General features: G+C 62.6%; 10 protein-coding genes. 2 read left to right on the forward strand and 8 right to left on the reverse strand.

Features of this window, described 5'->3' with window-relative positions; genetic code table 11:
- Positions 1 to 16 precede the first annotated feature (16 nt).
- Positions 17 to 979, forward strand: coding sequence for an alpha/beta hydrolase (locus HX821_RS25820; RefSeq protein ID WP_177036770.1), 963 nt, complete (start codon positions 17 to 19; stop codon positions 977 to 979).
- A gap of 50 nt (positions 980 to 1,029) precedes the next feature.
- Here the strand turns inward: HX821_RS25820 and HX821_RS25825 are convergent, their stop codons facing one another.
- The 5 genes from HX821_RS25825 to pvdM all read right to left on the reverse strand — a co-directional run bounded on the left by HX821_RS25825 (position 1,030) and on the right by pvdM (position 8,961).
- On the reverse strand, positions 1,030 to 3,495 hold the full coding sequence (locus HX821_RS25825) for a TonB-dependent siderophore receptor (RefSeq protein ID WP_102605425.1): 2,466 nt from the start codon (positions 3,493 to 3,495) through the stop codon (positions 1,030 to 1,032).
- Positions 3,496 to 3,592: 97 nt separating this feature from the next.
- Positions 3,593 to 5,242, reverse strand: a complete 1,650-nt coding sequence (locus tag HX821_RS25830) for a cyclic peptide export ABC transporter (RefSeq protein ID WP_177036772.1) — start codon at positions 5,240 to 5,242, stop codon at positions 3,593 to 3,595.
- Between the two features lie 157 nt (positions 5,243 to 5,399).
- A complete protein-coding gene (locus HX821_RS25835; RefSeq protein WP_003208550.1) occupies positions 5,400 to 6,275 on the reverse strand; it encodes a formylglycine-generating enzyme family protein in 876 nt (291 codons plus the stop codon).
- 31 nt (positions 6,276 to 6,306) lie between these two features.
- A complete protein-coding gene (locus HX821_RS25840; RefSeq protein WP_003208551.1) occupies positions 6,307 to 7,584 on the reverse strand; it encodes an aminotransferase class V-fold PLP-dependent enzyme in 1,278 nt (425 codons plus the stop codon).
- Between the two features lie 27 nt (positions 7,585 to 7,611).
- Positions 7,612 to 8,961, reverse strand: a complete 1,350-nt coding sequence (pvdM, locus tag HX821_RS25845) for a pyoverdine-tailoring dipeptidase-like protein PvdM (protein ID WP_008434503.1) — start codon at positions 8,959 to 8,961, stop codon at positions 7,612 to 7,614.
- A gap of 151 nt (positions 8,962 to 9,112) precedes the next feature.
- Between pvdM and HX821_RS25850 the strand changes: the two genes are divergently transcribed.
- A complete protein-coding gene (locus HX821_RS25850; protein WP_177036774.1) occupies positions 9,113 to 10,741 on the forward strand; it encodes a PvdJ/PvdD/PvdP-like protein in 1,629 nt (542 codons plus the stop codon).
- A 45-nt stretch (positions 10,742 to 10,786) separates the two neighbouring features.
- On the opposite strand, the gene HX821_RS25855 is transcribed toward HX821_RS25850, so the two are convergent.
- The 3 genes from HX821_RS25855 to HX821_RS25865 are packed head-to-tail and all read right to left on the reverse strand — an operon-like array spanning position 10,787 to position 15,347.
- Entirely contained in the window at positions 10,787 to 12,196 is a 1,410-nt protein-coding gene (locus tag HX821_RS25855) for an efflux transporter outer membrane subunit (RefSeq protein ID WP_177036776.1), read from the reverse strand.
- A 7-nt stretch (positions 12,197 to 12,203) separates the two neighbouring features.
- The gene (locus tag HX821_RS25860) at positions 12,204 to 14,174 is read right to left on the reverse strand and encodes a MacB family efflux pump subunit (protein WP_177036778.1); all 1,971 of its coding nucleotides are present in this window, start codon (positions 14,172 to 14,174) and stop codon (positions 12,204 to 12,206) included.
- Positions 14,175 to 15,347, reverse strand: a complete 1,173-nt coding sequence (locus HX821_RS25865; RefSeq protein WP_177022269.1) for an efflux RND transporter periplasmic adaptor subunit — start codon at positions 15,345 to 15,347, stop codon at positions 14,175 to 14,177.
- Positions 15,348 to 15,360 lie beyond the last annotated feature (13 nt).

A 15,360-nucleotide genomic window follows, 5' to 3' on the forward strand; every position in this document is an offset into this window, starting at 1 on the left:
CATAAGGAAACCTGCGATGTCCTTGCATCCGGAACTCAATGCCTTCCTCGACCTGGCGCAAGAAAGCCAGGCGGACGGTCCTGGGCCGTTTCACCTGTCAACGCCCGCCCAAGCTCGTGAGGCGTTCGAGCGCACCACCGCGCAACTGCGCTGGCAGGCGCCTGCGCAGGTGCGCTGCAGCCACATCGAATTCACGGCACGCGATGGCGCGACGCTGGCGTTGCGTGTGTACCGTCCCGCTGACGTTTCGGCGCAGAGCCTGCCGGTGCTGGTGTACTTCCATGGCGGTGGCTACGTGGTCGGCAGCCTGGAATCCCATGACGGGGTGTGCCGCGAATTCTGCGCCAGAACTCCGTGTGCGGTGGTTTCAGTGGGTTATCGACTGGCGCCGGAGCACAGGTTCCCGACGCCGCTGAACGATGGCGCCGATGCCATGGCCTGGCTGGCCGATAACGCTGCAGCCGAAGGCCTGGACCTCACCCGCGTGGCTTTCGGTGGCGACAGTGTGGGGGCCACGCTGGCGACGGTGCTGGCGTTGCAGTCGGTGCTCGAGCCCGCGACGCTGGCAATTAAACCCTGCTGGCAACTGCTGTGCTATCCGGTGACGGACGCTTCCACCCATAGCCCGTCGAGCGAGCTGTTCGGCGAGGGCTATCTGCTGGAGACCGAGACACTGGAATGGTTCTACCGGCATTACGCCCGGGAGGCGGCGGATCGTCTTGACTGGCGCTTCTCGCCGTTACTGGCGCCGGGGTACCCGGGCATGCCACCGGCGCTGATTGCGTTGGCCGGTCATGACCCGCTGCTGGATGAAGGGCGTGCCTATGCCCGACGGTTGCAGGAACAGGGGGTGGCGGTGGAAGTGATCGAGTACGCCGGGTTGATTCACGATTTCCTGCGCCTGCAGAGCGTGGTGCCGGATATCGACGAGGTGTACGGTCAATTGACCCAGGCATTGCGAGCCGCGCTGGCAGCTTGAGAACAGGCACAAAAAAACCGGGCCAGGCCCGGTTTTTTTGTGGGTGTCGGCTAGAAGTTGTACGTCACGTCAACCGAGGCGACGCGTTCCTGGCCGTAGTAGCAGCCGAACGAGTAGTTGCAGTGGGACACGTACTCGCGGTTGAACACGTTCTGCACGTTCAGGCTGGTTTCCACGCCACGCAGGCTTGGCGATACCTTGCTCAGGTCGTAGCTGACGGTGGTGTCATAGACCACAAAGCCCGGGACCTCGAACGAGTTGGCAGCATCACCGGGTTTGGGGCCGGTGTAGCGGGCGCCGGCACCGAAGGTCAGGCCATTGAGCACCGCCTGGGTGAAGTGGTAGTCAACCCACAGCGATGCCGAAACCGGTGCCTGTTGCTCGGTGCGGTTACCGGTGTTGCCGTAGTTGTTCTTGATGTAGAACGCGTCGAGGTAGGACGCAGCAGCCAGTACGTCGACGTTGGCAATCGTCGATTTGACTTCCAGTTCAACACCGCGGGAGCGAACCTGGCCTTGCTGGACCGAGTACTGGGTGTACTCGTTATCCTGGCTCAGCACGTTTTTCTGCTTGATCTGGTACACGGAAGCCGTGATCAGCGTCTTCTCGAACGGCTGGTACTTCACACCCACTTCGTACTGTTCGCCTTCGGTCGGCGCGAAGGCCTTGCCGCCACGTTCGGGCGCGGTAGTGCCAACGGTCGGCAGGAAGGATTCGGAGTAGCTGACGTACGGCGCCAGCCCGAAGTCGGTGACATAGGTCAGGCCGACACGGCCGGTGAACTTGTTGTCACGCTGTTCGGTGATGGAGTTTGCAATCAGGTCCTTGTTTTCAACTTCGGCCCAGTCCTGACGGCCACCAATGGTCAGGATCCACTTGTCCAGTTTGATCTGGTCCTGCAGGTAGACGCCGGTCTGGCGCACGGTGTTGTCCCACTTGGTGGTTTTTTCCGGGGTCACGCTGCTGGTGTCGTAGTTGTTGTTTTCGCCGTAGAGGTTGATCGGCAGTACGTTGTAGGCGTTGTAGCCGGTGTATTTGCGGTTGAAGTTGCGATAGTCCAGGCCGACCAGGGTGGTGTGCTCCAGCGCGCCGGTGTTGAATTTGTATTCCAGGTTGTTATCGATGGTGTAGGCGGTGTTGTGCTGGCGCCAGTCGAGTTTGACACGGTTGGCCCGGGTCTGGTCGACCGCGCCGGTGACTGCATCGGTGACGAAGCTGCGCAGGTAGAAGCCTTTGTAGTCGTCGCGTACGTCGGTGTAGCGGGCGGTGGAGCGACCTTTCAGGTTTTCGCTGAAGCTGTGGGTCAAGTCGTAGCCCAGGATGAACTGGTCACGTTTGTAGTCGTTGTATTTCGAGTCGCCGGAGAAGAAGTTGCGGTCGATGCGTTTGCCGTTGGGGCCGCGCTCGAGAGAGCCGATCATTGGCAACGCCTGATAGTCTTCCAGGCCTCGGTCCCGCTGGATCTGCGCCAGTACGGTCAGGGATGTGTCGTCGTTCGGGGCCCAGGTCAGGCTGGGTGCCAGCAGCATGCGTTCGCTGTGGGTATGATCGACCTGCTGGTTGCCTTTCTTCGCGACGCCGACGATGCGATAGCTGAACTCTTTCTGATCGTCGAGCGGACCGCTGGTGTCGAATGCGCCGTTGACCCGGTTGTAGCTGCCGGCACCGATCTTGACCTCGCTGCGTTGTTCGGTGGTCGGTCGCTTGGAGACCATGTTGATCAGGCCGCCGGGCTGGTTCTGGCCAAAGAGCACCGACGATGGGCCCTTGAGCACTTCGATGCGCTCCAGGGTATACGGATCGATTTGCGGGGCGCCGCCGAGGCTGCCGGCATAGGGCAAGTAAGCGCCGTCCAGGTACAACTGGGTAGGGGCGAAGCCACGGCTGGTGATTTCGTCGGCGATCGCATTGCGGTCGGTGAAGCCGCCGGTGTTCAGGCCTGGCGTGTAGCGCAAGGCCTGGGTCAGGTTGAGTGCGCCCTGGGTTTCGATCTGTTTAGCGGTGACCACGTTGACGGTTTGCGGGATTTCCAGGAGGGGCGTATCGGTCTTGGTGCCGGTGGCGCTGCGGGTGGCAACGTAGCCGTCCACGGGGCCGTAGGCCGATTCGACAGCCTGGCCACTGATGGTGGTGGCACCCAGCTCCAGTGAATCACCCGTTGCCCGGGCACGTACGGTGACGGTGTTGGCTTGAACGGTGAACACAGCGCCGGTCCCCACCAGCATCTGCGACAACGCCTGTTCAGGCGACAACCGGCCGCTCACCGGCTGGCTGTGCTGGCCCTTTACATCATCGGCGCTGTACAGCACTTGCATGTTCGACTGGGTGCCCAGTGCCTGCAGGGCGCTTGCCAGCGATTGTGCCGGGATATTGAAGTTGATCTCCTGGGCCTGAACCTGCGCACTGAACGGCAACGCCAGCGCCATGCTGAACGCGGTGGCGCTGAAGCCCGGCTGCAGCATACGGCGCATGAACAAGGCTTTGGTAAAACGTGGAATCCCCGCAATTGCTGACATTGTGCTCACTCTTACTGGTTTTAATGGTTGCGTAGTTGTTAGCGATTCTTAATTAGACGCATGAGGCCGGAAAAACCAGAATGAGAATCTAACTTATTCATGCCGGTTGCAGTTCGGTGGCTACTTTCCCGGCTTCCATGCGGACCAGTTGGTCGGCAATGTCGAAGTAACGATCGTCGTGGGAAATCACGATGATGGTTTTGCCCAGGCGCTTGAGATCCGGCAGCAGCTCGGTGTAGAAAATCCGCCGGAACGTCGGGTCCTGGTCTGCGGCCCATTCGTCAAACACCAGCACCGGGCGTTCCTCCAGCCATGCATTGACCAGCGCCAGGCGCTTGCGCTGGCCGGTGGACAGGTCGGTGGTGGTGAACGAACCGTCACGCACGCTGACCTTGTGGCCGATTTCCAGGCGCTGCAGGTATTGGTTGGCATCTTCGGGAATATGGGTATCGCCCTGCACCACGTCGTCGAACAGGTAGTAGTCAGCGAAGATCGTGGTGAACAACTGGCGATAGTCGTCACGTGTCACTGCCGTCACGGGCTGCCCGTTGAGGCGGATTTCTCCCTGCTGCGGGGCGTACAGGCCTAGCAGCAGCTTGATCAGGGTGGTCTTGCCGCAACCGTTTTCGCCGACAATGAAGATGATGTCGCCTTGCTCGATCTTCAGGCTGACCGGGCCCAGGCGAAACGGTGCGCTGCCTTCGGTGGCGGGGAAACTGTAGGACACGTCCGTCAATTCCAGGCTGTGCACCGGCGTACTCTGGTTGCCTTGGTCGCTGAGCAGCAGGTGGGGTTCGGGCGAGGAAAACTGCTCCGACAGCGCCGCGATACGGCGGAATGCGATCTGCGCGCGGCTGACGATTGGCAGGGTGCCGATCAGATGCTCCAGCGGCCCTTTCATGTACAGCAGCACCAGCACAAAGCCGCTCATCACTGATTTGTCGGCACTCGGCCACAGTGATTGCAGGGCGAGTGCCAGCCCGATGACCACGAAAAACAGCATGGAGCCGAGGGTCTTGGCGACGACGAAAATATTCACCGAACGAATTTGTGTGTCGCAGATTTTGTCGGCGGTGCTTTCTATCCCCGACACAAACATGCGGTGCCTGCGCGGACGATGGATGCGCAACTCCTTGGCGCCCTCGGCGATGGAATTGTAGTGTTTCTGCAGTTCGTCTTCGGCGTCGCGGGCCTCCATGAAGCCTTTGATTCCCCGGCCCCGGGCGATGTACTGGACGACCGTGCCGATGATGATCGCGACCACCATGATCAAGAACATCGGCCATGACAGCATCGCCAGGTAACCCATGCAGCCAAGGGTGACGGTCAGCGAAATGGCCAGCGGGGCGAAGGCGAACGCGAAATCGCTGATGGTGTCGACGTCGTGGGTGAGCACCGGGATCAGGCGGTGGCTGCGGTAGCGCTCAATCTGTTCGATGGGCGCCGACAGGACTTTTTCCCCAAGCTCCTTGCGCAGCCGGGCGATAATCTTTTGCCCCACATAATTGGTGCCGATATCGGAAAAGATCGAACTGACCAGTGCCAGCAGGCAGAGGCCGGCAAAGGCGCCGACCACGGTGTTGGTCAGGCCGTTGTCGGCGTGCAGCACGGTATTGATGGTCGCCAGCAATACCGTGACGCTGAGGCCGCCGACCATGCCGAGCAGAATGGAGCCGACAACGATCAGCCGAAAGGGTTTGAGCAGGGTGAACAATTCATTGATCACCCCACGTGTTGGTTTGCTCATGGAGGTTCCCTGCTTGAAGATCGGCCGGGCCCGGCTTCGGTCGCGGGCTCGGCCTGGGTGGCATAGAGGGCGGTGGTGCGCCGCAATGCGTTGCATGACGGGTCACACACACCTGTAAAACGACTGGGAGGAGGGTTAATTTAGAGGGCTGGCTGCCTTACAGGTCCCGCACGACGCGAAAGCCGATCCAGTCGCCGCGGTTGTCCGGTACCAACGCATTGCGGTTGCCGGAGCGGGAGAACACGGGGGCTTCACCCCAGTCGTTGCCGCGGATGCGTCTGAACTGGCATTTACCGGTCAGCCAGGCGCTGCCGTCGCTTGGGGCGCCGACGTAATCGTCGTTGTAGCAATCGGCTGTCCACTCGTAGACGTTGCCGTGCATGTCGTACATGCCGAACGCGTTGGGCGGGTAGCTGCCCACCGGGGACGAGTAGCTGTAGCCATCCGCCGGGCCGTAGGTGTTGGCATGCTGGGCAATGCTGTAGCCCTTGCCCTCGTCGAACGGGAAGGGGAACGGGCCGGTGGAGCCGGCGCGGGCGGCGTATTCACGTTGGGCTTCACTGACCATCTGGTAGTGATGGCCGGTTTTCTTCGATAGCCAGGCGACGTAGTTCTGCACATCCTCGAAGTCCATGCACACGGCAGGTTGGCGCGGCCCCTGGGGGTAGCGTGGCTTGCTGGCGACGCACTCGCGGCCGGGTCGTTCATCGCCATTGGCGATCTTGACCCCGGACTGGCGTACATAGCTGTCCCACTCGCCGGCGGTGACCTGGAAGCGGCTCATGGCGAAGGGCCTGGCAAAGGTGACCGGGTGCATCGGGCCTTCATCAGGCTCGCGGCCCACTTCGTCTTCCGGGGTGCCCATGGTGAACGTACCGGCGGGCAACACGACCATTTCCGGGCAATCCTTGCAGTCCTTGAACACTTTACCGGGTGTCGGCGTGGCCGCCTGGGCCAGCCCCGGTAGCAGGGCACTGCACAGTGTTGTCAGAATCACTGCGGCCAGCGGTTTCAGGTGCGGGTGATGGTTCATGGGAGCATCTCGTTGAAATGAAAAAGAGGCGTCACAACCGTTGGCTCAGCAACGTCATGAAGCGCTGGATCTCGGCCGATGTGTTGAGCAGGCCTGGTGAAGTGCGAATCACCGGGCCGGCGTCCCGATATACCGAGTCGATCACTACCCGGTTTTTCATCATGTGGGCGGCCACGTCGCGGCTGTCCTGGCCGTTGACCCGGAAGAAGGTGAAGCCTGCCGACAACTCGCTGCTGCGGGGTGTCACCAGCTCTATCTTCGAGTGCGCCAGCAGTTGGGTCTTCAGTTCGTCGTTGAGCTGATGAATGCGTGCCTGTACCTGCGGCTTGCCCAACTGCAAGTGCAGTTTGAAGGCTTCATCCGCAGCCCAGCGATGTTCAAAGGCGTGGTAGCCGCCGGGTGTCATGGTGGTGGCGAAGTTGGTGTCTTCGGAGAAGGTCGGCACCATCGGTGTCACGTCGGTGTTCTGCTCCGAGCGGGCGCAAATGATCCCGGTGCCCCGCGGGCCGAACATCCACTTGTGGGTGCCGGCAATGAAAAAGTCGCAATGCATGTCCGGGAAATCGAGGTTCTCGACGCCAAAGCCATGCACACCATCGACCACGTAGAGGATGCGGTCCTTGTCGTCACGATTGCGGTTGTGTTCATCCACCAGCTTGCCGATCGCGCCGATCGGCAGCTTGACGCCGCTGCCGGATTGCACCCAGGTCATGCCGAGCACACGGGTATTGGGGCGGATATTGCGCTCGATAGAACCGAGCACTTCATCGACGGACACCGAATGGGCGCTCTCGAACAATTTGATCTTGCGTACCTGGGTGCCTTCCTTGCGTACCCGGAAATCGAGGCTGTAGGCGGTGGCGTAATGTTCGTGAACAGTGGTGAGGATTTCCTGGTCGGGGCGTACCTGGATCCCGCCGTAAATCATCGCCAGGCCTTCGGAGGTGCTGCCGGTCAGGGCTATCTGGCCGGGCCTGGCATTCAGGTAGCGGCCGGCCCATTCGCGCACCTGGCCTTCACGCTTCCATGTCTCTTGCAGGTCCCAATCCATGGCCAGGCCGGGGTTGCGGTCGATCTGCGCGCGGTAGCGCTCGATGGCCTCACGCACCGGCTTGGGGTGCGAGGCCACCAGGAAATTCGAAAAGTGCAGGTAGTCCGGGTCCTGGGTAAACAGTTGGCGAAAGCCTGCCCAAGGGTCGCCAGGTGGTGCCGCATTGCCTGCCAGTGCCTGGGGGATGATGGCAGTGCCCAGCGGCAGGCTCGCGGCGAGAAGCCCGGCCTGCTTGAGAAACGTACGGCGGTCGGTCATGAATTCACTTCATTCATTGAGGGTGGTTCAGCGGTTGGCCAATGGCTTGGCAGCTTTTTGTACCTGGTCCCAGACCCGCAGGAAGTTGCCTCCCCAGAGCTTGGCGATATCGGCTTCGGAGTAGCCGCGCTGGATCAGTTCCGCAGTCACGTTGCGCACTTCGCCGACGTTCTCCCAGCCCTTGAGGCCGCCGCCGTCGTTGAAGTCCGAGGCGATGCCGACGTGGTCGATGCCAACCTTGCGCACGGTGTAATCGATGGCATCGCCCAAGTCCTTGAGGGTGGCCTTGGGTTCTTCTTCGAGGATGGCGTACAGCGCACTGGCGTATTGGCCAAACTTTTGTTCTGGCCAGGCCGAGATGATCGGATCGCCGGGCATCAGGGCTACGGCCAGGTTGGGCAGTGGCGGCAGGTCGAAGCGCGCGCGCAACGCGTTGAGTTTGTCCTGGGTGGGCTGGCTGAGGGGGCGCAGGTAAGCTGGGAAGCCCACCACCTGAACGACACCGCCGCTGTTCTTGATCAGTTGCAGTTCCTTGTCGCTGAGGTTGCGTGGTATGTCCACCGACGCCCGTGGCGCCGAGTGGGAGGCCACCATCGGTGTGCGGCTCAGTTGCGCAACTTGCTCCAGGGCCTTGGTGGACATCTGCGAGACATCAATGATTACCCCCAGGTCATTGAGGCGATGCACGGCTTGCTTGCCGATATCCGAGAGGCCGTCGAGGGCATCGGGTGAGTCATTGAAAAACGGCAGTGGGCGTGACGAGTCCGACCAGGCGTTGTTGCCGATGTAGCTGAAGCCGAACATGCGCATGCCGCGCGCGGTCCACAGGTTCAACTGATTAAGGTCATCACCCAGCGGGTAGGCGTTGAGCATGCTGATAAAGATCGCAAACTTGCCTTCGCCATGCAGACGCCGGAAATCATCCGGGGTGTAGGCAATGCCCACTTGGTTGGGGAAGTCGCGAACCATGCCGGAGATGATCTTGTAGCGAGTCTCCTGCTGGTGGCGGGCTTCTTCGACAAAACCCGCGGTGGGCTTGTGGGGCGCATTGGGGCCGTTCCACATTTCCGGCCAGCCGAAAATCGTCAGGGCTGCACCCGACAGGCGCCCCCGGCTGGCCTTGGCCAGGTCGAACTGGCCGCTGCCGTCCTTGTCGGCTTCGTTGCCGGCGGTACCAAAGTTGAGCGGCACGGTGATGTGACTGTCGAACGACAGCAGGCGGTCCTGCATCTCATTGGCCTGCTTGATTACCGCCAACGGGTACCCGGCATTGCCCCTGAACCAATGGTCCCAAGCCAGGAACCCGGCCCCGGCGCCAATGGCCAGGACCAGCGGCAGGCCGAAGTACAACGCCTTTTTCGAACGTGGTTTTGTCATTGCCATCTCAGTCAGTTGAGGCCTTTGCTATCTGGGATGAACGAGCGATGGGCGGGAAAATTTAAGCCTGGGGGCGCGGTGCTAAATTTCCCCTGTCAGCGAACGTTCTAGCTTGGATAAAGCCTGCTTGATGGCTGACACAGGTAAAGCAATGACGATTTCTCGACGAGGGTTCATCGCCGGCCTGGCGCTGACTGGCGCTGCAGTGCCTGCGGCCTTTTATGCCCATCGCGAGCTGACGCGTGAAGAGTTTCCGATTACCCCGGGCGAAGCCACGGTGGATCTGGCAGACACCGCCGGCCAGCATTTGGCGGACAGCCTGCGTGGCGTGTGGCATGTGCAGTTGGCAGGCCGCGATGCCGGCCTGAAAGGCCTGCCCCTGGAGGGCCTGGAATTGCTCCTCGACGTTGCCCCGCGTGGGCGTGGCCTGCGGGGCTACCTCGACACTGGCGAACAACTGCGTGCCGACGGCGAGCCGCGCTATCGTGTGTTGGGTGACCTGACTCCCGGAGACGGGGCGCATCTGTACTGGCGCCTGATCGACCGCGATGCCGTGGACGGGGCTCCAGCCTACGAGTTCAAAATGACCCTTGATGAAGTCTGGGCCGAATTCGGTAACGCCGGCAGCGGCACCTTGAGCGGGCAGATCCTCAGCCTGGACCGCCCATTGGCCCTGCTCGAACGGGACAATCATTTTGTCGCCACCAAGCGGCTGTTTCCCGAGGCGCGTGAGCGCATCGGTCTCAACCCGGTCCTATTGGCCTGGTTGATTGCTCCCGAACATCGCCTGTTTCACCAGCTCTGGCACGCTTCCCGTGACCAGTGGCACAAACTCTCCGAAGACAAGCGTAATGCCTTGCGGGGGATCGGCTGGCAGCCTGGTCCGCGTGACCGGGAGCGCGATGCACGGGGGCCGCGCAAGGATCGCAACGGTTCGGGTATCGACTTCTTTTTCATGCATCGGCACATGCTGGGCGCCGCACGTTCGATGCAGGACTTGCCATCGTGGACGTACTTCCCTCAGCCACAGCCGGGGCTGGAGCGTGATCGCCAGGGATTTGTGCGTTATTTCGACAATCATGACGGTTTCGCGTTGCCGCCTACCTGGATGGCGGCGAATGACAGTGCGTATACCCAGTGGGTCAGCGATATCAAGGCGGCCGAGACTTACCACAGTAACTTTGAGGTCTGGGAGTCGCAGTACCGCGACCCGCGCTACCTGGCGAAACTCACCTTGGGGCAGTTCGGCTCGGAGGTGGAGCTGGGCCTGCACGACTGGCTGCATATGCGCTGGGCCTCGGTGCCGCGGGACCCGTCCAACGGCGCGCCGGTGCCTTTTGCACGGGACCCGGCTGACTTTGCCGCGCGTTGGTACGTGGCAGAGAATGACTTCCTTGGAGATCCGTTTTCTTCTCACGTGAATCCGGTGTTCTGGCGTTTTCATGGTTGGATCGATGACCGCATCGAGGATTGGTTTCGTGCCCATGAGCGTTTTCATCCGGGTGAAGTGAGCCGGCTGGAAGTCAACGGCGTGCCCTGGTTTGCGCCGGGGCGCTGGGTGGAGGTGGATGACCCGTGGCTGGGGCCGGACACCCATGGTTGCAGCACCACGCCGGGGTTGCAGATGGGCAAGTCGATGGAGATGGACCCGGAGACCATGAAGCTGGCGCTGCGGATTACCTTCGGGGCGGATGAGGACAGGCTGGCCGGGCTGTTTCGCAAGGTGCCGAAGCGTCCCTGGTACGCGCGCCATTTGAAGGTCAAGGAGCGGGTGCTCTAAAGCGCGCCGCTCAACGGTGGGGGGCCGGGCAAGCCCGGCTTTCATTCAGTTGATTGTGCTTGCTGGCACCTGCCAGCCGCCCCCCAGTGCCTTATACAATGCAATGCTTGCGTTCAGCCGCGATCGGCGTAATTGCACATTCATGTCCTGCGCCGCATATAACGTGCGCTGCGTCTCCAGCACCGTCAGCAAGTCCTCCGCCCCGGCTTCATAGCGACTCTGGGCAATCTCGAAGGCAGTCTGCGCCTCCCTCAGTTCCTCGCTCTGCCACTGACGCTGCGCATCCAGCCCGCGAATGCTGCTCAGGGCTTTTTCCACATCGGCAAAGCCATTGATGATCGCTCCCCGGTAAGTCTGCAGCAGCTCATCCTGACGCGCCCGGGCCTTGTCCCGCTCGGCGCTCAGGCGGCCATTGTTGAAGATCGGTGCGACCAGGCCGGAAGTGAGGTTGTAGAACGGGCTGCGCACTACGTCGGCGAGCTTGTTGGCACCCGAGCCAAGGTCGGCACTGAGGGTGAGGGTGGGCAACATGGCTGCCCGGGCGACGGTGACGTCTGCCTGGGCTGCTGCCAGCCGGGCCTCGGCACTGGCGATGTCGGGACGGCGGCTGAGCAGTTGGCTGGGAACACCGGCGGCGATGCCCGGCCAGTTCAATTGGGCGAAGGGTTGCGGGGCCAGGTGCAGGTCCTGCACCGGTGTGCCCAGCAGTGCCGCGAGGCTGATCAAGGCCTCGTCGGCCTGTTGCTGTGCCAGCGGCAGTTGGCGTTGTTGTGCGGCCACGAGGCTTTTTTGCTGGGCCAGTTCCAGGGCGGTGGCGGAGCCTGCATCGTGGCGAGTCTGCACCAGCTTCAACACGTTTTGGGCGTTGTCCAGGTTGAGTTGGGCGATGCGCAGTTGCTCACGCAATGACAGCCACTGGGTATAGCTGGTCGCAACACCGCTGAGCAGGGTCAGTTCCACGGTGGCCTGGTCGAACTCGCTGGCGCGCACCTCTTCCACGGCGCTGTCCCGGGCGGCGCGCTTGCCACCCCAGAAATCAATTTCGTAAGTGGCGCTCAGGCGCGCATCGAAGTAATCCACGGCCTTGTTGCTGCTGGTGGCATCCAGCTGGCTGTAGCCCTTGCCCCGCAGCAGCTTCTGGCGGTTTGCATTGAACGCGCCGGTGAGTTCAGGCAGCAACGGTGCGCCGGCTATCACTGCGCTGGCCTGGGCCTGGCGCACCCGGGCCATGGCGCTGGCCAGGTCGTAACTGCCGCTGCGGGCCTGTTCGATCAGTTGGTTGAGCTGGGGGCTGTCGAAACTTGTCCACCATTGCTGGTTGGCCCGCAGCGCCGTTGCGTCGTTTGCACTGTGCCAGGCGGGCGGTGTTTGCATGCCTGCGTCCGGACGCGGTGCGGGGCTGCTGCAGGCGGCCAGCAGCAGGCTGGCGGCGAGGAGGGTCAGGGACACTTTCATAGGGCGATCATTCACTGGTAAGGGCCTTGACCGGGTCAAGTCGAGCGGCTTTGCGGGCCGGCATGAAACCGAAGATAACGCCGGTGACCAGGGCGCAGAAGAAGGCCCCCACGGCGGCCGGAATCGAGAACGCGACGGCCACGTTGCTGAGGATGAGTACGCCACCTACCAGCAGGGCCAGGCCGATGCCGGTGAGGCCACCGACCACCGAAAGCATCACCGCTTCGGTGAGGAACTGGCGCAGGATATCCCGCTGCCGCGCGCCGGTGGCCATGCGGATGCCGATCTCCCGCGTGCGCTCGCGTACGGTCATCAGCATGATGTTCATCACGCCGATACCGCCCACCAGCAGCGAGATCGCGGCAATCGAACCGAGCATCAGCGACAGGGTGTTCTGGGTCCTTGCTTCGGCCTGGATCATGGCGGCATTGTTGGTCAACTCATAGTCACGCTTGCCGTTATGCAGGCGCAGCAATAACTGATCGATGGCTTTTTCTGCCTCGCGTACATTGCGTGCATCGGCGGCAGCGATCACCACGTATTCGGGGTTGTAGCTGCCAAACAAACGCACGCTGGCGGCGGTGTAGGGGATGGCGATGCGGTCGTCGCTGTCTTTATCTCCGGAGCTGGAGCCTTTTTCCGCCAGCACTCCCACCACCTGGAATGGCACGTTTTCGATCAGGATGTATTGGCCGATCGGATTGAGGTTGTCCTTGAACAGTTTGGTACGCACCCGGTTGCCGATCACGGCGACGGTGGCGCCGGAGCGCTCATCGGCTTCGGTAAAGTAGCTGCCCTCGGCCACGGGCCAGTTGAAAATCGTCGGGAAGTTAGTGTCGTTGCCACCGACATACGCCATATGGTCGACGTTGCCAAAGCGCACCCCGGCCTCTGCGCCGTTCACCGGCATGATGCGCTTGACCTGAGGCAGGGCCGCCAGGGCGGCGACGTCGTTGAGGGTGATCACGCCGGGTGGTGTGCGCGGGTTGGGTGCCGACCCGCTGACGTAGAGGATATTGGAGCCGAAAGCGCCCATCTGCGCCATCACCTGGCGCTTGCTGCCTTCGCCCACCGCCAGCATCACCACCACCGACGCCACGCCGATGATGATCCCCAGCAGCGTCAGCGCCGTGCGAAAACGGTTGATCCACATCACCCGCCACGCGGCTTGCACGGCATCCAGCAGCTCGGCTTTCCAGGCGCCGTTGTGCTCGGCGCCATCGGCCAGGCGCTGGCGCAGGTCCACGGCTTGCAAGGCGCCCGAGATCGCCACGGCGGCCGTCTCGCTGGTGTCGGCAGAGTCGCTGATGATCAGCCCGTCGCGGATCTCGATGATGCGATTGGCCCGCGCCGCGACTTCGCGGTCGTGGGTGATCAGGATGACCACGTGGCCCTGGCTGGCCAGTTCGTCCAGCAGGGTCATGACCTCGGCGCCGCTGTGGCTGTCGAGGGCGCCGGTGGGTTCGTCGGCGAGGATGATATGCCCGCCGTTCATCAACGCCCGGGCAATCGACACCCGCTGTTGCTGGCCGCCGGAAAGCTGGTGCGGGCGGTTGCCGGTGCGCTCGGCCAGGCCCAGGCGCGTGAGCAGGGCCTTGGCGCGGGCATGGCGTTCGGCGGCGCTGATGCCGGCATAGATCGCCGGCATCTCGACGTTTTCCTGGGCCGAGCCGGATGGGATCAGGTGATAGCCCTGGAACACGAAACCGAAGGCCTCGCGGCGCAGCCAGGCGAGTTCGTCGCTGTCGAGCCGGGCGACGTTTTCCCCGGCGAACAGGTAGTCGCCCTCGGTGGGGCGGTCGAGGCAGCCGAGGATATTCATCAGCGTGGATTTGCCGGAGCCGGAGGCGCCGACAATCGCCACGAATTCCCCGGCATGGATCGCCAGGTCGATGCCGCGCAGCACATCAACCTGCGGCGTGTCGCCGCCGCCGTAGGATTTGCGGATGCCCTTGAGTTCGATCAGTGGGGTCGACATTCAACCTCCGCTGCCATCGGCCGGGCCGATCAGCAGGTGATCGCCTTCGTTCAGGCCTTCCAGCACTTGGACTCGCAGGCGGTCGCTGAGGCCCAGGCGGATTTCGCGTTGCTCGATGCTGCCGTTTTTCGCCACCACGCGGGCGATCTGTTTGTCGCCGCCGAGGCTGCCTTGCAGGGCGGCGACCGGCGCGGTCAGGGTGTCCCTGGCCTGGCCGGCGACGAAGAATACCTGGGTGGTCATTTCCGCCATCAAGGCGTTATCGGTGTTGTCGACGTCCAGCAGCACCGTGTAAAGCACCACTCGCCCGGTGCCGCTTTTGCTGGCGCTGCTCGGGCTGCCACCGCCCTGGCTGGTTTCGTTGAGCGGCTTGGGCGGGATCGGCAAAATCTGCCGCACGGTGCTGGTCCAGCGTCGGCTGCCGCCGCTCAGGGTGGTGAAGTAGGCGGTCATGCCGGGTTTGACATGGCCGATGTCGGCTTCCGAGACTTCGGCCCATACGGTCATCGGCGAAAGCTTGGCGATCCGCAGGATCAGCGGGGTTTGCTGCTGGGCGTTGAGGGTCTGGCCTTCCCGGGCGTCCACCGCGACCACGGTGCCGCTCATTGGCGCATAAATGCGCGTGTAGCCCAACTCTGCCTCGTCACTGCGCAGGCTGGCCCTGGCCTGGCGAATCTGCGCCAGGAACATGTCGACCCGCGCCTGGGTGGCGCTCAGCTCGGCCCTGGCAGTTTGCACGTCTTCCTCGCGGGTGGCGTTACCGGCTTCCAGGCGTTGCTGGCGCTGGTACTTCTGGCGAGCCAGTTCGTGCTGGGCCCGTTGCTCCTGCAACTGGGCCTGCAGGTTCTCGATGGCATAGCGGCTGGCGTCGAGCTTGGCTTTTTGCGTGGAGGGGTCGATCTCTACCAGCAATTGGCCTTCCTTGACCTGGGCACCGGCCTCGACGTGAATCTTCTGGATCTGTCCGGACGCCTGGGCGCCCACGTCGACGTAGCGCCGGGGTTGCAGGGTGCCCAGGGCCGTGACGCTGCTTTCGATATCGCCCCGGGTCACGGTGACGGTCGCCAGTTTGTCCCGGCCCGGCGGCAGGACCTGCCAGGCAGCTAAAGCGATGACGGGGATCAGGCACGCGACCACAAGCAGGGCGCGTCGGGCAGGTCGAGGACGTTTCATGCAGAGTTCCAGC

The sequence above is a fragment of the Pseudomonas sp. B6001 genome (genome assembly GCF_013386015.1).
In the GTDB taxonomy this organism is placed as follows: domain Bacteria; phylum Pseudomonadota; class Gammaproteobacteria; order Pseudomonadales; family Pseudomonadaceae; genus Aquipseudomonas.

Bases quoted from the DNA above. Each gene is read 5' to 3' on its own strand.
- HX821_RS25820 (WP_177036770.1), top strand. From the start codon at position 17: ATGTCCTTGCATCCGGAACTCAATGCCTTCCTCGACCTGGCGCAAGAA.
- HX821_RS25825 (WP_102605425.1), bottom strand. From the start codon at position 3,495: ATGTCAGCAATTGCGGGGATTCCACGTTTTACCAAAGCCTTGTTCATG.
- HX821_RS25830 (WP_177036772.1), bottom strand. From the start codon at position 5,242: ATGAGCAAACCAACACGTGGGGTGATCAATGAATTGTTCACCCTGCTC.
- HX821_RS25835 (WP_003208550.1), bottom strand. From the start codon at position 6,275: ATGAACCATCACCCGCACCTGAAACCGCTGGCCGCAGTGATTCTGACA.
- HX821_RS25840 (WP_003208551.1), bottom strand. From the start codon at position 7,584: ATGACCGACCGCCGTACGTTTCTCAAGCAGGCCGGGCTTCTCGCCGCG.
- pvdM (WP_008434503.1), bottom strand. From the start codon at position 8,961: ATGACAAAACCACGTTCGAAAAAGGCGTTGTACTTCGGCCTGCCGCTG.
- HX821_RS25850 (WP_177036774.1), top strand. From the start codon at position 9,113: ATGACGATTTCTCGACGAGGGTTCATCGCCGGCCTGGCGCTGACTGGC.
- HX821_RS25855 (WP_177036776.1), bottom strand. From the start codon at position 12,196: ATGAAAGTGTCCCTGACCCTCCTCGCCGCCAGCCTGCTGCTGGCCGCC.
- HX821_RS25860 (WP_177036778.1), bottom strand. From the start codon at position 14,174: ATGTCGACCCCACTGATCGAACTCAAGGGCATCCGCAAATCCTACGGC.
- HX821_RS25865 (WP_177022269.1), bottom strand. From the start codon at position 15,347: ATGAAACGTCCTCGACCTGCCCGACGCGCCCTGCTTGTGGTCGCGTGC.